Source organism: Micromonospora sp. NPDC047756, from assembly GCF_055587245.1.
The window spans coordinates 439,969-456,530 of record NZ_JBVJGQ010000006.1 but is presented as its reverse complement, the minus strand read 5'-3'; the positions used below and the strand labels follow the sequence as shown (position 1 = coordinate 456,530).

Annotated in this window: 19 protein-coding genes; 12 read left to right on the top strand and 7 right to left on the bottom strand. The window is 70.6% G+C overall.

What is annotated here, in order from left to right:
* Positions 1-24 precede the first annotated feature (24 nt).
* The 3 genes from ACZ6NZ_RS22215 to ACZ6NZ_RS22205 are packed head-to-tail and all read left to right on the top strand — an operon-like array spanning position 25 to position 2,877.
* On the top strand, positions 25-672 hold the full coding sequence (locus ACZ6NZ_RS22215; RefSeq protein WP_465859947.1) for a TetR/AcrR family transcriptional regulator: 648 nt from the start codon (positions 25-27) through the stop codon (positions 670-672).
* A gap of 55 nt (positions 673-727) precedes the next feature.
* Positions 728-2,059: a flavin-containing monooxygenase gene (locus ACZ6NZ_RS22210; RefSeq protein WP_465859946.1), complete on the top strand. Its 1,332-nt coding sequence runs from the start codon at positions 728-730 to the stop codon at positions 2,057-2,059.
* Positions 2,056-2,877 carry an SDR family NAD(P)-dependent oxidoreductase gene (locus ACZ6NZ_RS22205; protein WP_465859945.1) on the top strand — a complete coding sequence of 274 codons (822 nt, stop codon included), beginning with the start codon at positions 2,056-2,058 and terminating at the stop codon, positions 2,875-2,877. The genes ACZ6NZ_RS22210 and ACZ6NZ_RS22205 overlap by 4 nt, the downstream gene beginning before the upstream one ends.
* 9 nt (positions 2,878-2,886) lie before the next feature.
* Here ACZ6NZ_RS22205 and ACZ6NZ_RS22200 read toward each other — a convergent pair whose 3' ends face one another.
* Positions 2,887-3,537 (bottom strand): LysE family translocator, encoded by a 651-nt coding sequence (locus ACZ6NZ_RS22200; RefSeq protein ID WP_465859944.1) that lies wholly within the window; start codon positions 3,535-3,537, stop codon positions 2,887-2,889.
* Between the two features lie 139 nt (positions 3,538-3,676).
* On the opposite strand from ACZ6NZ_RS22200, the gene ACZ6NZ_RS22195 reads away from it, so the two are divergent.
* Both ACZ6NZ_RS22195 and ACZ6NZ_RS22190 read left to right on the top strand, forming a co-directional pair.
* Positions 3,677-4,255 carry a DnaJ family domain-containing protein gene (locus ACZ6NZ_RS22195; RefSeq protein ID WP_465859943.1) on the top strand — a complete coding sequence of 193 codons (579 nt, stop codon included), beginning with the start codon at positions 3,677-3,679 and terminating at the stop codon, positions 4,253-4,255.
* A 148-nt stretch (positions 4,256-4,403) separates the two neighbouring features.
* Positions 4,404-4,550 (top strand): hypothetical protein, encoded by a 147-nt coding sequence (locus ACZ6NZ_RS22190; protein ID WP_465859942.1) that lies wholly within the window; start codon positions 4,404-4,406, stop codon positions 4,548-4,550.
* A gap of 117 nt (positions 4,551-4,667) precedes the next feature.
* Here the strand turns inward: ACZ6NZ_RS22190 and ACZ6NZ_RS22185 are convergent, their stop codons facing one another.
* Positions 4,668-5,234 (bottom strand): maleylpyruvate isomerase N-terminal domain-containing protein, encoded by a 567-nt coding sequence (locus tag ACZ6NZ_RS22185; RefSeq protein WP_465860124.1) that lies wholly within the window; start codon positions 5,232-5,234, stop codon positions 4,668-4,670.
* Positions 5,235-5,346: 112 nt separating this feature from the next.
* Here ACZ6NZ_RS22185 and ACZ6NZ_RS22180 point away from each other — a divergent pair, with 112 nt between their 5' ends.
* The gene (locus tag ACZ6NZ_RS22180) at positions 5,347-6,330 is read left to right on the top strand and encodes a helix-turn-helix domain-containing protein (RefSeq protein ID WP_465859941.1); all 984 of its coding nucleotides are present in this window, start codon (positions 5,347-5,349) and stop codon (positions 6,328-6,330) included.
* Positions 6,331-6,342: 12 nt separating this feature from the next.
* On the opposite strand, the gene ACZ6NZ_RS22175 is transcribed toward ACZ6NZ_RS22180, so the two are convergent.
* Positions 6,343-6,819 carry a hypothetical protein gene (locus ACZ6NZ_RS22175; protein WP_465859940.1) on the bottom strand — a complete coding sequence of 159 codons (477 nt, stop codon included), beginning with the start codon at positions 6,817-6,819 and terminating at the stop codon, positions 6,343-6,345.
* Positions 6,820-6,935: 116 nt separating this feature from the next.
* On the opposite strand from ACZ6NZ_RS22175, the gene ACZ6NZ_RS22170 reads away from it, so the two are divergent.
* The 4 genes from ACZ6NZ_RS22170 (at position 6,936) to ACZ6NZ_RS22155 (ending at position 11,397) form a co-directional block, all read left to right on the top strand.
* Entirely contained in the window at positions 6,936-7,910 is a 975-nt protein-coding gene (locus ACZ6NZ_RS22170) for an ABC transporter ATP-binding protein (RefSeq protein ID WP_465859939.1), read from the top strand.
* A gap of 14 nt (positions 7,911-7,924) precedes the next feature.
* Positions 7,925-8,683, top strand: coding sequence for an ABC transporter permease (locus ACZ6NZ_RS22165; protein ID WP_465859938.1), 759 nt, complete (start codon positions 7,925-7,927; stop codon positions 8,681-8,683).
* Positions 8,684-8,714: 31 nt separating this feature from the next.
* Positions 8,715-9,497, top strand: a complete 783-nt coding sequence (locus tag ACZ6NZ_RS22160; RefSeq protein WP_465859937.1) for an ABC transporter permease — start codon at positions 8,715-8,717, stop codon at positions 9,495-9,497.
* 517 nt (positions 9,498-10,014) lie between these two features.
* On the top strand, positions 10,015-11,397 hold the full coding sequence (locus ACZ6NZ_RS22155; RefSeq protein ID WP_465860123.1) for an FAD-dependent monooxygenase: 1,383 nt from the start codon (positions 10,015-10,017) through the stop codon (positions 11,395-11,397).
* 102 nt (positions 11,398-11,499) lie between these two features.
* Here ACZ6NZ_RS22155 and ACZ6NZ_RS22150 read toward each other — a convergent pair whose 3' ends face one another.
* Together ACZ6NZ_RS22150 and ACZ6NZ_RS22145 are read right to left on the bottom strand one after the other, a co-directional pair.
* Positions 11,500-12,027 (bottom strand): pyridoxamine 5'-phosphate oxidase family protein, encoded by a 528-nt coding sequence (locus tag ACZ6NZ_RS22150; protein WP_465859936.1) that lies wholly within the window; start codon positions 12,025-12,027, stop codon positions 11,500-11,502.
* On the bottom strand, positions 12,024-12,692 hold the full coding sequence (locus ACZ6NZ_RS22145) for a DUF899 domain-containing protein (protein WP_465859935.1): 669 nt from the start codon (positions 12,690-12,692) through the stop codon (positions 12,024-12,026). The genes ACZ6NZ_RS22150 and ACZ6NZ_RS22145 overlap by 4 nt, the downstream gene beginning before the upstream one ends.
* A gap of 129 nt (positions 12,693-12,821) precedes the next feature.
* Between ACZ6NZ_RS22145 and ACZ6NZ_RS22140 the strand changes: the two genes are divergently transcribed.
* Positions 12,822-13,283 (top strand): winged helix-turn-helix transcriptional regulator, encoded by a 462-nt coding sequence (locus ACZ6NZ_RS22140; protein ID WP_366606918.1) that lies wholly within the window; start codon positions 12,822-12,824, stop codon positions 13,281-13,283.
* Between the two features lie 12 nt (positions 13,284-13,295).
* Here the strand turns inward: ACZ6NZ_RS22140 and ACZ6NZ_RS22135 are convergent, their stop codons facing one another.
* On the bottom strand, positions 13,296-13,583 hold the full coding sequence (locus ACZ6NZ_RS22135; protein WP_465859934.1) for a hypothetical protein: 288 nt from the start codon (positions 13,581-13,583) through the stop codon (positions 13,296-13,298).
* A gap of 172 nt (positions 13,584-13,755) precedes the next feature.
* Between ACZ6NZ_RS22135 and ACZ6NZ_RS22130 the strand changes: the two genes are divergently transcribed.
* Positions 13,756-15,657, top strand: a complete 1,902-nt coding sequence (locus ACZ6NZ_RS22130; RefSeq protein ID WP_465859933.1) for a S9 family peptidase — start codon at positions 13,756-13,758, stop codon at positions 15,655-15,657.
* Between the two features lie 49 nt (positions 15,658-15,706).
* Here ACZ6NZ_RS22130 and ACZ6NZ_RS22125 read toward each other — a convergent pair whose 3' ends face one another.
* A complete protein-coding gene (locus ACZ6NZ_RS22125; protein WP_465859932.1) occupies positions 15,707-16,456 on the bottom strand; it encodes a VOC family protein in 750 nt (249 codons plus the stop codon).
* Positions 16,457-16,562: the final 106 nt, after the last annotated feature.

The window sequence follows — 16,562 nt, the reverse complement described above, 5'->3', positions numbered from 1 at the left end:
GATTCTAGGGGCAGAATGGCGGCCATGACCATGCCCCGCCGTCGCCCGGGTCGGCCCCGCCGCGACGAGACCCGGCCGACCCGCGAGGTGGTGCTCACCGCGGCGACCGCGCTCTTCGCCGAGCGGGGTTTCGACGCCGTCGGACTGCGGGAGGTCGCCGCCGCCGCCGGGGTCGACGTCGCCACCGTCGCGCACCACACAGGTACGAAGGCAGCGCTCTACGACGCGTGCTTCGCCCGGGTGTTCGCCGCCGAGCGGGACGTGCTGACCGAGGCCGCCGAGCAGGCCCGCGCCGCTCTCGACGCCGGCCCGGACGCGGCGCTACGGGCCCTGCACCAGCTGGTCGACGTCTTCGTCGACTTCCTGGAGGACCACCCCGAGACCACCGCGCTGTGGTTGCGCCGCTGGTTGGAACCGCAGCGGCACGCCGAGCTGGACCAGCGGTACGCCGACCCGTTGTACCGGCTGGTCGCGGAGTTGCTCACCGCCGCCGCGGCGACCGGCGCGCTGGCCGAACCGACCCCGCACATCACCGTGCGCAGTCTGGTGTGGGCGACGCACGGGCACGTGGTGGCGCTGGCGGCGGGCGCGCCCGGCGCTCGGGAACGGCGCGAGTTCCGGGCGTTCGTGCATCGCCTGCTCGACGGGCTCTACGGGTCGCCGACCCCTTGACGGGCCGCCGCCACGCGACGATTATCCATCGGACGTTGGATTAATGGGGGCGGCAATGGGCGTACCACCTCGGGTGGCGGTGATCGGGGCCGGCGCCGCCGGGCTCGCCGCGGTCAAGGCACTGCGCGACGTCGACGTGGCAACGGTGGGCTTCGAGGCCGCCGACCAGGTCGGCGGCCTCTGGGTGTACGGGGCGCCCGACTCGCCCGCGTACCGCACGCTGCACCTCAACACCAGCCGTGGTCGCACCCAGTTCGCCGACCACCCGATGCCGACCGACTGGCCGGACTACCCCGACCACCGTCGTGTCGCCGGTTACCTCGCCGACTACGCCGCGCGCTTCGGCCTGGCCGACACCATCCGGCTGCGGCACACCGTGCGGCGGGTCACCCAGCACTCCGCCGGCACCTGGACGGTGGCCGCCAGCGGCCCGACCGGCCCGGTCGAGGTCACCGTCGACGCCGTGGTCGTCGCCAACGGGCACAACCGGGTGCCGCGACTGCCCGACCCCGGCTACCCCGGCACCTGCACCGCCGAGCAGATCCACAGCCACGACTACCGGGGCCCGGAGCAGTTGGCCGGGCGGCGGGTCCTGGTCGTCGGCGGTGGCAACTCCGCGATGGACATCGCCGTCGACGCGTCGTACGCCGCCACCCGCACCCTGCTGTCGTTGCGCCGGGGCGTCTGGGTGGTACCGAAGTACCTGCTGGGACGACCCTCGGACACCCTCAACGGGGCGTTGGCCCGCCGACTGCCGTGGCGTCTGCGCCAACGCATCACCGAGACGATGCTGAGCGCCACCGTCGGCAACCCCAACCGCTACGGGCTGCCCACGCCGACGCACGGCTTCCTGCAGGACCACCCGACGCTCTCCGACGGGTTGCTGTCGCGGCTGACCCACGGTGACGTCGAGGCCCGACCCGGTGTCGCCGCCCTCGACGGCGACCGGGTGGAGTTCACCGACGGCCGCAGCGACACGGTCGACCTGATCATCTGGTGCACCGGCTACCGGGTGGACGTCCCGTTCCTCGACCCGGCGTTGCTCGCCGGAGGCGCCGACACCCTGCCGTTGTACCGGCACGTGTTCCACCCCGACGCCCCCGGGCTGAGCTTCGTCGGGTTGATGCAGTCCACCGGCTCCGCGTTCCCCCTGGTCGAGGCGCAGGCCAAGCTGATCGCGGCGCACCTCGCCGGCCGGTACGCGCTGCCGGACCCGGCCCGACAGCGCGCCGCGTGCCGGGCCGAACTGCGGGCCGCGACCGCCCGCTGGGGTCAGCGCCGCCCGGCGATGCGGGTGGACTTCGACGTCTACCTGGCCGAGCTGGCCCGGGAGTTGACCGTCGGGTCCCGCCGCGCCCGCTCCACCGCGAGCGGAGCCGGGCGGTGACGAGATCGCTGAGGAGTCGGCGGGTGCTGGTCACCGGGGCGAGCGGGACCTTCGGCCGCCACCTCGGCGCCGCGTTGAGCGCTGCCGGCGCCCGGGTGGTGGGGCTCGACCTGCACGCCCGTCCCGACCACGACGTGCCGGTGCTGGCCTGCGACCTCACCGACGCGGACGCCGTACCCGCCGGGGTGCGGGCCGCCGTCGACCGGCTCGGCGGGCTCGACCTGCTGATCAACAACGCCGGCGTCGGTGGTCCCGCTCCGGCCGAGTTGCCGCCGGACGAGGTGGTCCACCGGCAGCTGGAGGTCAACCTGCTGGCCGCCTGGCGTACCACCGCCGCGGCGCTGCCCCCACTGCTCGCCGCACGCGGACGGGTGATCTTCGTGGCCAGCCGGATGGCGGTGCTGCCGCTGCCGCTCGCCGCCGCGTACGGGGTGAGCAAACGGGCCCTGGTCGCCTACGCCGACGCGCTACGCCACGAGGTGGGCACCCACGTCGGGGTCAGCGTCATCTACCCGAGCATGGTCGCCTCACCGATCCACGACAGCACCGCCGCGGCCGGGCTGTCCCTGCGAGGGGTGTCGCGCCCCGAGCCCGTCGAAGGGGTCGTCGCGGCGATCCTGCGGACCGCCACCGCCCGGCGGGCGCCCCGGGACGTGGCGACCACCGCACGCGGTCGGCTGGAGCTGGCCGTCGGCCGGCACGCGCCCGCGCTGGCCGACCGGCTGGTACGCCGTACCCTCGCCGCCCGGCTCGCCGCCGGTGACCTGGACGCCGCGCCGCTGGCCACCGGGATGCTCGGCCGCCACCGGGAGCGCTGACCGCCCGGGTCAGGGCGTGGCGACGGCAGCGCGCGAGCGGTCGGCGGCGATGCGCACGGCCAGCGCCGCGAGGGCCGTGCCGGTGACCCACCGCTGCACCCGCAACCACACCGGCCGGCGGGCGAAGAACCCCGCGAGGGCGCCGGCGCTGAGCACGATCAGCGCGTTCACGCTCAGCGCCACGATGATCTGGGTCAGGCCGAGCAGCAGGCTCTGCGTGGCCACGTGCCCCCGCGTCGGGTCGATGAACTGCGGTAGCAGCGACACGTAGAGGATCGCGATCTTCGGGTTCAGCAGGTTGGTGACCAGGCCCATGGTGAACAGCCGCCGGGGCGGGTCCGGTGGCAGCGGCGCGGGCCGGAACGGTGACTGCCCACCCGGACGCAGCGTCCGCCAGGCCAGCCACAGCAGATAGCCGGCGCCGGCCAGCTTCACCACCGCGTACAGCGTCGGCACCAGGACGAAGACGGTGGCCAGGCCGGCGACCGCCGCCGCCAGGTAGACGCCGAAGCCGGCGGCGACCCCGAGCAGGGAGATGAGGCCGGCACGGCGGCCCTGCGCCACCGAGCGGGACACCAGATAGACCATGTTCGGGCCGGGCGTGAGCACCAGCCCCAACGCCACCAGCGCGATGCCCAGCAGCGCACCCGTACTCACCATGACAATTCCCCCGTCCGATGGATCCCTCACCGACCGTAATCGGATTGAACGTCCCTACCCAGGGCCACCTGGCCGGCGGTGGCCTGCGATCCGGGGTGATCCACTCGCGTTCGGGGCGGCGGCGGCACCGTTGGCGGGAATGCTCACCGTCGCGGGCGTGCTGACCAGTGGCGAGGACGTGCCGCCGGCCGCAGGCGGCGCGTTACGGTGGCCAGGGAGGTGCCGCACGGTGACCGAGGCGTGGAAAGCGTCAGTGGAGGCGAAGATCCAGGACGCCGTTCAGCGCGGCGAGTTCGACGGCCTGCCCGGCATGGGCAAGCCGATCCCCGGTCGGGGCACGCCGTACGACGAGGCGTGGTGGATCAAGAGCTTCATGGAGCGCGAGGCGCTCCACAGTGACCTGCTCCTGCCCACGTCGCTGCAACTGCGCCGACGCATCGAGCAGGTCCCCGACGAGGTCCGTGACCTGCCCACCGAACAGTCGGTCCGCGACTTCGTGGGGCAGCTCAACGCGCAGATCGTGGCGTGGTTGCGCTTCCCCGACGACGGCCCCCGGGTCGCGGTGCGCCCGGTGAACACCGAGGACGTGATCCGCCGCTGGCGCGCCGAACGTGCCCGCCCCAGGGTCAGCACAACCGTCACCGAAACGGCGGACGTGCCGCCGCCCGCACGCCGACCCCGCCGGAGCTGGTGGCGGCGCTGGCGTCGTCGGGGCTGACCGCCGGGCCACCGCCACGGCAGACTGTGCCGATGCTGATCGAATCGCGGTCACCCGGCACGCCTTCGACGCCGGGTGTCGCCCTGCGTCAGTGGTGCGCCGACGACCTGGACGAGCTGGTGCGGGCGTACCGGGATCCGGTCCCGACGTGGCGCGTCTCGACCTGCTGCACCAGGTGGACAACGTGGCGTCCTGCCGGGTGGCGCAGAAGTGCGGCTTCGTGTTCCAGGAGGTGATGCCGGCCCGGCCGCCCTTCCCGCTCGACGGCCACCGGCACTCGCTGCACGCCGGCTAGCCGGGCGGCGCCTGTCCGCGCCGACCGTCCGCACCTGTCGCGAACGGACCTGACCCTGACGCTCCAACCGGGTGGTCGCCTTCCGGGTGACCACCCACCCCGCACCACCGGTGCGATTCAGTCGACAGCGGCCTGCCAGCTCCAGGAGGTACGCCGGGCCCGGCCGGGTAGCTCCCCGCGACCGGTCATCCAGAGCAGCACCTCGGGCGCCGCCCCGGACGGGGCGTCCGGGAAGAGTCGTCGCAGCACCAACGCGCTCAGCCGCTGCGACGGCTGCCACGGCACACCGAGACCGAGGGTGATGTCGTGGGTGTGCAGCACGGTCTCGGCCACGCCCATCGCGGCGAAACCGGCCGGATCGCACGGGCCCCAGTGCCAGGCCCGCGTGTCCGGCGAGGCGGCGTCGACGGCGGCGGCGAGCAGACCGGCGCAGGCGCGCACCACCGTGAGCACCTGCGTCGGGCTCGCGTCGGGGGAGACCCGCAGGTCGTACGGCAGATAGCCGTCATCGGGGCGGCCGGTGACCTGGCCCGCGTACGCGAGGAGGTCGTGCGCGACGTGCGCCGTTGTCGTCCAGCAGCTCCAGCTCAGCGAACCGGCCGGCACCGACCAGTCGCGGTCCTGGTGGGGCAGCAGCACCCTGGTCATCTCGTCGGCTGCCTCCCGCAGGTCGGCGCCGGTCACCGCCGACACTCGCCGACCCCCCGGGTAGCCGCGGGCTTGGGAATTCCGTCGTGGAGGATGAACGTCGAGGCATGCAAGAATCCATCTTCGCATATGCGGGGAGGCGAGCGGAGTGTTGCCCAACCATGTGGTGGACACGACGGTGTTGCCTCCGGCGGACCGCTTCGCGTTCTGGTACGCCCTGGTCGCTCAGGAGACGGCGCCGGCGCACATCAGCAGCGGTCACCTGGACAACTTCGTGGCCTATGCGCAGGCCATCGATCTCGGCCGCATCCGGATGACCTCGTTGCGCTACCCGTCGTTGGACTCGATCCGGCCCACGACACTGGTCCGCAGAACCGAGGGGGAGGTCTACCAACTCGCGTTGCCACTGACGGGTCTCAGCACGTTGATCCAGGACCGCACCGAGTCCGCGCTGGAAGCCGGGAACCATTTCACGCTCCTGGACACCGCGCGGCCGCACGTCGCCCGACACCGCGCCGACGGCTCCGGTCCCGCCACCACGATCACCGTGCAGATTCCCCACACGGCGCTGCCCCTGGCACCGGACCAGCTCCGCCGCCTGCTGGCCACGCCGATGCCGTCGCACCTCGGCGTCGGTGGGCTGCTGTCCCATCACCTACGCAGCATCGCGGCGCACCCGGAGCAGTTCGAGCCGGCCCAGGCCGAGATTCTGGGCGGGGTGGCGGTGGACCTGCTCACAGCGGCGCTCGCCCAGTACCTCGACATCGAGGACACCCTGTCGCCGGAGGCGCGGCAGACCGCGCTGCGGGCCCGGGTTGTCGACTTCATCGACCGCCACCTCGACAGTGACGAACTCGACCCTCGCAGCATCGCCGCCGCCCACCACATCTCGGTGCGGTCGCTGCACCGGCTGTTCGAGGCGGAGGCGACAACCGTTGCCGAACTCATCCGCGCCAAGCGCCTCGAGCAGTGCCGGCGTGATCTAAGCAACCCGCTGCTCCGGCAGCCCATCCAGGCCATCGCCGCCCGCTGGGGTTTCCCGGACAAGGCACACTTCAGCCGCCTCTTCCGCGCCCACTACGGGCGTTCGCCGCAGGAGTACCGTACCGGCGTCGCTCGCCAGGACCGGTGATCCGGCCGATCGTCACCGGCGGCGGTCGGTCGGGTCGTCGGCGACGAAGTCCCGGACCGCGGCGCGGATGCTCTCGCCGTACGGGTCGTCCGGCAGCCGCACCAGGTGTTCGCGGGCTCGGGCGAGGTGCTCCCGGGCCGGGCCGACGTTGCCCAGGCGTCGGTGGCAGTCGGCCAGGTTGAGGTACAGCGACGGCAGGAACGCCTGGACCTGGAGCGAGGGCAGATACCGCTGGGCGCGTTCGTCGGTCAGGTCGCGGACGGCGGCCAGGGCACGCTCGTCCCACGCCAGCTCCGCCTCGGTGGTGTCCTGCAGATCGGCGAGGTAGTGCGCCAGGGTGCAGCGGTGCAGGGCGTCACCGGTGGGGCCGAGTTCGTCCCACAACGCGGTGAGCAGCTCCCGGGCTCGGGCAGGTGCGCCGTTCTGGCCGAGCTGCACGGCCTCCACGATGCGGGTCATGGTCGGGTCGGCGGTCGTCTGGTCGGTCATGTCGCCGATGGTCGGGCCTTGACCAGGTCGAGGGTCAAATCCGGGTTACGTTAGAAAATTACAATGATCTGCTCAGATCTTGCACTCCACTGTCGACTCTCTCTAGACTGCCGGGGGTGAGCGAACATTCGCTGGTCGAGGCGAGAGATCTGACGAAGGTCTATCCGGCACGTGGGTCCACGGCGGAGTTCCGCGCTGTCGACGGCATCGACTTCGCGCTCGAACGGGGTGAGTCGTTCGGACTCCTCGGCCCCAACGGCGCGGGCAAGTCCACCACCATGCGGATGATCGCCGCCACGTCGCCGATCAGCGGCGGCAGCCTGCGCGTGCTGGGCATGGACCCGATGAGGCAGGGCCCGGAGATCCGGGCCAGGCTGGGTGTCGTCACGCAGGACGACTACCTGGACAACGAACTCACCGTGCGGGAGAACCTGCACATCTACGGGCGATACTTCGGCCTGCCGCGGGCCGTCATCCGCGACCGCGCGACCCGGCTGCTCGACTTCGCCCAGCTTCAGGAGAAAGCCGGCGACCAGGTCGAGACGCTGTCCGGCGGCATGCGGCGGCGGCTCACCATCGCCCGCTCCCTGATCAACGAACCGGACATCCTGCTGCTCGACGAGCCGACCACCGGCCTCGACCCGCAGGCCCGACACGTCCTGTGGGACCGGCTCTTCCAGCTCAAACAGCAGGGCGTCACGCTCATCCTCACCACGCACTACATGGACGAGGCCGAGCAGCTCTGCGACCGCATCATCGTGGTCGATCACGGCCGCATCGTCGCGCAGGGCTCACCCCAAGAACTGATCACCCGGTACGCCACCCGGGAGGTTCTCGAACTCCGCTTCCGCCTCGACGAACGCGACACCGCGGCGGAGAAACTGCGGATGTCGGCGCTGGCCACCGGCGGCAACGACACCGACGGCCGCGTCGAGCCGCTCCCCGACCGAGTGCTCGTCTACACGGCAGACGGCGAGGCGGCCCTCGCCACCGTGCACGCCATGTCGCTCACGCCGCTCACCGCCCTCGTCCGCCGGGCGACGTTGGAGGACGTGTTCCTCAAGCTCACCGGCCGATCGCTCATCGAGTAGCAGGAGAACCACTGGTGTTTCGTGTGTTCGGGTACTGGTTGACCCGCTACCGGCGTACCTGGCGGGGCTCGATCGTGATCAACGTGTTGAACCCGTTGCTGTTCCTCATCGGCATCGGCGCCGGGCTGGGCGCCCTGGTCGACGACAACGCGCCCGCCCAGATCGCCGGCGTCTCGTACGCGGCGTTCTTCGCCCCGGGCATGCTGGCCGCCGCCGCGATGCAGAACGCGTTCCTGGAAGGGGCCCCCGGCGTCGCCCGGGCTGCCGGCTTCGGGGCCTACCGCAGCGCCACACCGACGCCACTGCGGCCCGAGCAGCTCGCCGCCGGTCACCTGCTCTTCATCACCTTCCGGGTGCTCATCGCCAGTGCCGCCTTCATCGCGGTGATGGCCGCGTTCGGATTGGTCGGCGGATGGTGGGCCCTCGGCGCCCTGCTCGGCGCGACGCTGACCGGGGTCGCGTTCGCGGCGCCCGCCGCCGCGTGGGCGGTCGGCGTCCGCAAGATGCGCCACATCGACACGGTGTTCCGCTTCGTCATCATGCCGCTCTACATGTTCTCCGGCACGTTCTTCGCCGTCTCGCAGCTACCCGAGTGGATCCGACCGGTGTCCTACCTGCTGCCGCTGTGGCACGGGGTGGAGCTGTGTCGCACCCTCAGCCTCGGCACGGCGACGGTCGTCGGCAGCTCCGTGCACATCGGCTACCTGCTGGCACTCGCCGTCGGTGGCTTCCTGGTCGCGAGGGTCACCTACCGCCGGCGGTTGCATCCGTGACGGCCCACGCCCGAAGCCTCCTGGAGGCACCATGACCACCGTCGCCGTACCCACCTGGACGAGACGCCGGGCCCTGGCGCTCATCGAACGCAACTTCATGATCTACCGGCGGTCGGTCACGCCACTGCTCAACGCGCTCGTCGAACCGATCCTGTACCTGCTGTCCATCGGCGTCGGCGTCGGGATGCTCGTCGGCACGGTCCCCGGGGTCGACGTCCCGTACGCCGCCTACGTGGCCCCGGCGATCCTGGCGACCACGGCGATGAACACGGCATTCAACCAGACGAGCTTCGGTGTGTTCATCCGGATGAGGGTGGAGAAGACCTACGAGGCGATCCTGCCGACGCCGCTCTCCGTCACCGACCTCGCCGTCGGCGAGGTGACGAGCGCGATGATCAACGGACTGCTGACGTCGATCGGATTCCTCGCCCTCATGGCCGTCGGTGGGCTGGTCACGTCGGCCTGGGTGCTGCTGGCCCTGCCGGCGTCGTTGCTGATCTCGTACGCGTTCGCGGCCGGCGGGCTGGCCGTCACCACGTACCTGCGCGATTTCCCTGACTTCCAGTACATCCAGCTGTTCATGCTGCCGATGTACCTGTTCGCCACGACGTTCTACCCCCTGTCGGTCTACCCGGAGGTGGTCCGGCCGGTGATCCAGGCGCTACCGCTCTACCACAGCATCGAGCTGGTCCGGGAACCCGCGTTGGGCCACGTCGGCTGGGAGTTGCTGATCCCGGTGGCGTACCTCGTCGCGTTCGGCTCGATCGCGATGTACGTCGCCACCCGTCGCATGACCCGGGCGATGCTGCGCTGACCGGCTCGAGGAAGCCTCATCGCCGGGCCACGATGGCTTCGATCACGGAGCGGACGGGTGACGGTGGGGTTCCAGCATCCTGGCGACAACCCCAGCGAACACCCGACACCACCGCGAACGCCGTCGCGGTGACCTTCGCGACGGCGCTACCGGACCTCCCGGCGCTCACCGACGCCGAACGCGCCCTGATGGCCGAGTGGCTCCACCGATCGCTGACCCACCCGACCCCGTGACCAGATGGCGGTGAAAGCACTCGACGGGATCGGGCCGGGGGAGATAGCTTGCGGGTGACCGCGACACCGCCTGAGGAGGTGAGACCCATGAACGTTGCAGCGATGTGGGTGCTCCCCCTTGCCGTCACGGTCGGGCGATCGACGTAGGTGTCGCCGGGAGCGCCCTGCCAACACGGCACTCCCGAAAGGCAACACCTGTGCACCCTTCGCAACTCTCTACCGAGTCACCATCGACCGATCGCACCTACGACGTGATCATCGTTGGTTGCGGGGCGACCGGCGCGATGCTGGCCGCCGAACTACGACTGCACGACGTACGGGTCCTCGTGCTGGAGAAGGAGATCGAGCCGCCGTCGGCTGTCCGCATCGTCGGCCTGCACATCCGCAGTCTGGAGCTGATGGCGATGCGTGGGCTGCTGGAACGCATCCTCCCGCACGGGCGGCGGCGTCCGGCCAGCGCCTTCTTCGCCGCCATCCCCAAGCCCGCGCCGGAGGGCCTGGATTCCCGGTACGCCTACCTCCTGGGTATCCCGCAGCCGGTCATCGAACGTCTGCTCGAAGAACATGCCGTAGCGCTGGGCGCGCAGGTCCGGCACGGGTGCGCGGTCGCCGGTCTCGCGCAGGACGACGAGGGTGTGACCGTCGAACTGGCCGACGGGGAACAGCTGCGTTCGCGCTATCTCGTCGGCTGTGACGGCGGGCGCAGCACGGTGCGCAAACTGCTCGGCGTCGGCTTTCCCGGCGAGCCCGCCCGGACCGAGAGCCTGATGGGCGAGATGGAAGTAGGCGTGCCGCAGGAGGAGATCGCCATCAGGGTGGCCGAGATCCACGAGACCCCACAGCGATTCTGGCTTCGGCCAGCGGGCGTCGGGGTCTACAGCGTCCTGGTGCCCGCCGCCGGGATCAGCGACCGCGCCGAACCGCCCACCCTCGACGATGTCAAGCAGCAGTTGCGCGCCATCGCCGGGACCGACTTCGGCGTGCACTCACCGCGCTGGTTGTCCCGCTTCGGCGACGCCACCCGGCTGGCCGACAGGTATCGGGTCGGGCGGGTGCTGCTGGCCGGCGACGCCGCGCACATCCATCCGCCCATCGGCGGGCAGGGCCTCAACGTGGGCGTCCAGGACGCAGTCAACCTCGGCTGGAAACTGGCCGCGCGGATCCGCGGCTGGGCACCGGAGGCACTGCTGGACACCTACCAGGCTGAACGCCGCCCCGTCGCCGAGGCGGTGTTGGACAACACCCGAGCCCAGACGGAGTTGCTGTCCACCGAGCCGGGCGCACAGGCGGTGCGGAGGCTGCTCATCGAGTTGATGGACGTCGACGAGGTGAACCTCCGTCTGCTGGAGAAGATCACCGCCATCGGCATCCGTTACGACTTCGGCGCCGGCCCCGACCTGCTCGGTCGCCGCCTGCCCGACATCGCCGTGAAGCAGGGCCACCTCTACGGGCTGCTGCACCACGGCCGGGGCCTGCTGCTGGACCGTACCGACCGCCTGGCCGTCGACGGCTGGTCAGACCGGGTCGATCACCTGGCGGATCCGAGTGCGGCACTGGACGTCGCCGCTGTTCTGCTGCGCCCCGACGGGCACGTCGCCTGGATCGGAGACGACCAGCAGGACCTGGACGCGCACCTCTCCCGCTGGTTCGGCGAGCCCGCCCACTGATCCCTGGCCGGCGGCATCGACGCCGACGGCGGCGGGCCGGACCAGCCAGCGGCGACCGGGCACGGGGCGACTCTCTGCTGGGTCGCCCCGCGCCCCGGTCACTCAGGTGCGGTTGAACCGCCAACGAGTCGCGGTCAGCCCGTCCGGGCCGTAGCCAAAAGCCCGGACGGGGGAGACCTCGTAGAAGGCGTACTGGGGCGATCCCGGCAGACTGTCGTCATGGACTCGGCCATCCCTGATGGCGAACGTCCAGTCGTACTTCGCGGCGAAGGCGGCGGCCACCCGGCGCAGTACGGCGTCGCCCGACACCTGGTGGGCCTCACCGCTCACCACCAGGTCGAGGTCGTCGCTGCTCACCGTGATGACAGCGCGCCGGTTGTGGGCCAGGTTGCGGCTCTTGCGGGAACTCGGGCGGCTCGCGATGCACGGAGCCCCGTCCACCAGCACCGACATCACCGGGGCGGCGTGTGGACGCCCACCCGGTCCCACCGTCGCCAGCCAACACGTGGGCGCCGACTCCAGACAGGCCAATGCCTGGCTCCAGGGCTTGACTGTCGCCACGTCGGTGTTGAAAGGTGTCGCATCCTCCTGCCGGAAGAGGAGTTCGACGACCGGTGTGTCGACTGTCATGACGGATCCTCTGTCGTGTCGTACTCGTCGTGCAGCCGCCACCACTGGTACGGCTGGGTCTGCGGCCAGCCTTCCGGCGAGTCCTCCCAGGTCTCCTGCCGGCCGTACGGCGTCAGATCGAGAAAGGACCAGTTGCTGCCGAGTCGTTCCACGCCGCGGGAGGTGGTGGTGTAGGTGCGGAAGATCCGGTCGTCGGCGCGGAGGAAGACGTTCAGCGCGAACCCGTCACCGGTTCCCATGTCGGCGTTGAAGTTGTTGTTCAGTGACGAGTACCAGGGCAGGGCCCAACCCATCCGCCGCCGCAGCGCCTGGAGGTCGTCCAGCGGGCCATGGGACGTCAACGCCAGAGTGGTGTCGCGGGCATTGAGGTGGGCCGGATGTCCGACGTTGTCGGTGAACAGCGAGCAGCCGGAGCAGACAGCGTCGACGCCGTGCCACATGAAGGTGTAGACGATGAGCTGACGGCGGCCTTCGAACAGATCGGTCAGACTGGCAGGCCCGGACGGGCCCTCGAACACGTAGTCCTGCTCGACCGGCGTCATCGGCAGCCGGCGGCGCGCCGCGGCCACTGCGTCGAGCTGGCGGGTGAGTGCCTTTTCGCGGACGCGCAAGGTGTTCACTGCGTCTTGCCAGTCCCCGGTCGGCACGATCGGCGGATGGTTCATGCGGGCCTCTTTTCGGCTTCCACGCAGGCGTGGAGGGGGCGCAGACCAGTCAGTTCCTTGAAGAGATGGACTGATGTGACGCTAACAGAGTCAGTTCCCTGAAGGAACCATCTTGCGTATCGTGGTGTCATGCAGCGAACGCAGTTCGGCGCCATGGCGTGCTCGATCGCCCGCACCCTCGACGTCATCGGTGAGCCGTGGTCTCCGCTGATCCTGCGGGACGTCTACGCCGGCACACACCGCTTCGAGCAACTCCAGCGAGGGCTCGGCATCTCCCGCAAGGTGCTCACCGAGCGGCTGAACTGGCTGGTCGAGCAGGGCGTCCTGGCCCAGCGTGAATACTCGGCCCGGCCGGTCCGACACGAGTACCTGCTCACCGACAAGGGCCGGGAGCTGTGCGATCTGCTGCTCGTCATGGTGCGCTGGGGTGACCGGTGGACGGCGGGCGACGCCGGCCCGCCGGTGCTCTACCGCCACCACGCCTGCGGCAAGATCAGTCACGTCGAACTACGGTGCTCGGAGTGCGAACAGCCCATGCGGGCTACGGACATCGATCTGCTGCCCGGGCCTGGGGCACACCCACCATCGTGACCATCGGCGCGGTCAACACCCTTCGTCCGGTCCCGTCGACAGCGGCCGATCGACCGCGGCGAGTTCGGTGAGAACCGGATGTAACCGACCGGCCAGCGTCGGGTCCGTACGGGTGAGTTCCGCGGTCAGGGCCGTCACCGCGGCCGAGAGCGCACGGCGCAACTCGGCCTCGTCAGTGGAACGGACCAGTGCCGTTTCCAGCGGGCCGGTGACGTCGGCGGGCAGAAGGTGGGCGCCCTTGGCGTAGCTGGTGGGGTGGCCCAGACGCTGACAGGCGAGTGCGATTGTCTGGGTCCGCATGGCGCTGATCCAGTGCTCCGCCTGCCAGAATCTGCCTCGTTCGATGCTGATCCGGGCGTGCAGCGCGTGGTGCCAGGGCAGGCCGGCCGTGCCGTCGTGGCCGCTCGACGCCGTGGCCCGCGATGCTGTGCAACGGTCCCTGGTGTTTCGGGGATGCTGGCACACTGCTCCTGTGCCAGCTCTGACCGCCGAACTCGTGGTCGATGGTCGTGACCCGCGAACCCCGGCACTCGCCCCGAACGGGCGCCTGCTCTGCTACGTCCTCGCACCGAGCAGTCGCACCGGCGACCACCTCGACACCGAACTCTGGCTCGTCCACACCGATCCCGCCGTCGCGCCGCGCCGGGCGACCGACGACACGGCAACCGAGTCCCAGCCGCGCTGGTCGGCCGACTCGGAAACGCTGTTCTTCCTCTCCGACCGCGCCGAGCGCGGCATTTCGCAACTGCACGGGCTGACCCTCGCCGACGGCACGGTGACCACGTTGACGAGGTGGCGCGCGGGTGTCCTCGACCACCTGCCGCTCACCGACCCCAACCTGGTCGCTCTGCTCGCCGAGGACGAACCCACCGAGCAGGACAATCGCCGAGCCCGCGACCGCGACGACGCCATCGTCGTCGGCGAGCGCGAACCACGTGCCCGGTTGCGCCTGCTCGACATGCGCACCGGCCAGGTCACCACGCCGCAGGCGTTCGGTGACCGACACGTCGTGGACCTGCGGCAACGTCCCGACGGCGGTCCCCTGGCCGTCCTGTCGTGGGCCAGCGCCGACAGCGACCACGGCCCGCGAAACGGCCACCTGCACCTGTTCGACCCCACGACCGGGACCGCGGAGAACCTCGGACCGGTCGAGGTCGACGCACGGTCTCTGGCCTGGTGGCCGGGCGAGGACGGTTGGCACCTCGGTTACCTCGCGCTCACCCCACCGCTGTTGCAGGCCGGCACCGCCGTGTTCGACCTCGCCATGGAGACCCGCGTCCTGCGCAACCGCACCGCTGGCCTCACGATGTGCCCGACCGAACTGTGCCAGACCGACGCCGCTCCGCTGGTGGTGTTCGCCGACGGCCTGAACACGACACTGGCCAGGCTCGACCCCACCGGCCTCACGACCCTGTCGCACCACCCCGGACGCCTCGACAATCTCACCACCACCCCTGCCGGCGACGAGATCGCGGTCCTGACCTCCACCCGCTATCAGCCCGCGAATGTTCACACCGGAGCGCCGTCCGGCCCGCTGCGCAGAATCACCAACACCCGACCGGAACTGGACGGCATCGCACTCGGCACCCAACAACCGCTGGCTTATCGCGCCGCCGACGGCCTTGCCCTGGACGGCCTGCTCGTACTGCCGGTTGGCAAAACCGCGTCGGAGGGCCCGTTCCCGCTGGTCACGATCGTGCACGGCGGCCCGTACGACCGCTACGCCGATCGTTGCCAGTTGTTCTGGTTCCCCAGCGCGCAGTGGCTGGCCGCAGCCGGCTACGCGGTGTTTCTGCCCAACCCGCGCGGTGGCCAGGGCCATGGTCACCCGTTCGCGGCCAGCGTCGCCGGCCAGGTCGGCCAGCAGGAGTGGACCGACATCCTGACCGGCGTCGACCTGCTCATCGCCGAAGGCATCGCCGACCCTGACCGGCTGGGCATCGCCGGCTGGAGCCACGGCGGCTTCATGTCCGCCTGGGCCGTCGGCCAGACCGACCGCTTCCGCGCCGCGCTGGTCGGCGCCGGAGTCGTCGACTGGGGCATGCTCGCCGCGACCGGGGAGAACGGCCAGTTCGAAGCCGCGCTCGGTGGCAGCACCGGCTGGTCCGGCATCGGCCCCCACCCGCACGACGCGGTCAGCCCGATCTCCTTCGCCAGCCGCATCCGCACGCCGGTGCTCATCCTGCACGGCGCCGAGGACACCAACGTCCCCCTCGGACAGGCCGTGTACCTGCACCGGGCGCTGCGCCACTTCGACGTCGAGCACGAGTTTGTGATCTACCCGAGAGAGGGCCACTCGATCCGGGAACGCCACCACCAACTCGACGTCCTGCGACGGACCCGCGCCTGGTTCGATCACTGGCTCCGAGTCTGATCGGAGGCACATGGACGAGATCCTGTTCACCTGACCGGCCTTGGGGCAATCACACGACGCGGCGCTTGTCGGCTGGATGCGACACCTGGGACAGCGCTGCCGCAAGGTCGGTAGCGGCCTCATACGCAGCCGCAGCCCGTGTGGTTTCGTCCGCGGTCAACGCGACACGGTCGACACGGGCCAGCATCTCGATCGCCGTGGCCGGATCGTCCAGGACCATCGCGATCTCGGCGCGGTACACGAGCACCTCCACCAACGCGACCGGGTCGTCATTTGTATCGGGATGGCCCAGCGCACTGTCGAGAATCCGAGCCGCCTGCCGGGCGTCCCCTCGGGAGTCGGCCTGCACGACGGCGTTCGCCATCGCCTTGCCCAACCGCCCAGTCGGCGTCGGCGCGGGGGCGACCGAGGCGTTCTGGAAGACGCGGATCCAGTTGCCGCCTGGGTCGACGATGCTGAAGCCGCTCAGCCCGTCGGCGTTCTTCCGCGCGCGGGGCCGGGTCATCCGGGGCGTCCCGGCGACCAACACCTTGCCGTACGCGGCGCGCATTCCGGCCGCGAAAGCCCGGTACAGCTGCCCCGTGTCCGAGGTCAGCACGAGACACGAACCGTAGGACTGCGCCGGATCGAACCCCGCGATCTCGAAGAACTGCAGATGTAGATCTTCGCGTTGCAATCCCACGCACGGGTTGGGTTTGCGCTGCTGGTAGGTGGTGTGGAAACCGAGCACCTCGTAGAAGGCGACGATGTCGTCGATGGACGCGCAGGGCAGCAGGGGAACGGTCACCTCGTTGGTCACCCGTACTTCGTAGCCGTCGGGAGCAGGCACACGCACATGGAAATGACCGATCGGCGGCCGCGGACGACTGAACGGCCGATACAGCGCGAGCTGTAACGCGTCGCCG

Bases quoted from the DNA above. Each gene is read 5' to 3' on its own strand.
- ACZ6NZ_RS22155 (WP_465860123.1), top strand. From the start codon at position 10,015: ATGCTGGCCGCCGAACTACGACTGCACGACGTACGGGTCCTCGTGCTG.
- ACZ6NZ_RS22175 (WP_465859940.1), bottom strand. From the start codon at position 6,819: ATGACCGACCAGACGACCGCCGACCCGACCATGACCCGCATCGTGGAG.
- ACZ6NZ_RS22150 (WP_465859936.1), bottom strand. From the start codon at position 12,027: ATGACAGTCGACACACCGGTCGTCGAACTCCTCTTCCGGCAGGAGGAT.
- ACZ6NZ_RS22140 (WP_366606918.1), top strand. From the start codon at position 12,822: ATGCAGCGAACGCAGTTCGGCGCCATGGCGTGCTCGATCGCCCGCACC.
- ACZ6NZ_RS22145 (WP_465859935.1), bottom strand. From the start codon at position 12,692: ATGAACCATCCGCCGATCGTGCCGACCGGGGACTGGCAAGACGCAGTG.
- ACZ6NZ_RS22195 (WP_465859943.1), top strand. From the start codon at position 3,677: ATGCTCACCGTCGCGGGCGTGCTGACCAGTGGCGAGGACGTGCCGCCG.
- ACZ6NZ_RS22210 (WP_465859946.1), top strand. From the start codon at position 728: ATGGGCGTACCACCTCGGGTGGCGGTGATCGGGGCCGGCGCCGCCGGG.
- ACZ6NZ_RS22160 (WP_465859937.1), top strand. From the start codon at position 8,715: ATGACCACCGTCGCCGTACCCACCTGGACGAGACGCCGGGCCCTGGCG.
- ACZ6NZ_RS22135 (WP_465859934.1), bottom strand. From the start codon at position 13,583: ATGCGGACCCAGACAATCGCACTCGCCTGTCAGCGTCTGGGCCACCCC.
- ACZ6NZ_RS22215 (WP_465859947.1), top strand. From the start codon at position 25: ATGACCATGCCCCGCCGTCGCCCGGGTCGGCCCCGCCGCGACGAGACC.
- ACZ6NZ_RS22200 (WP_465859944.1), bottom strand. From the start codon at position 3,537: ATGGTGAGTACGGGTGCGCTGCTGGGCATCGCGCTGGTGGCGTTGGGG.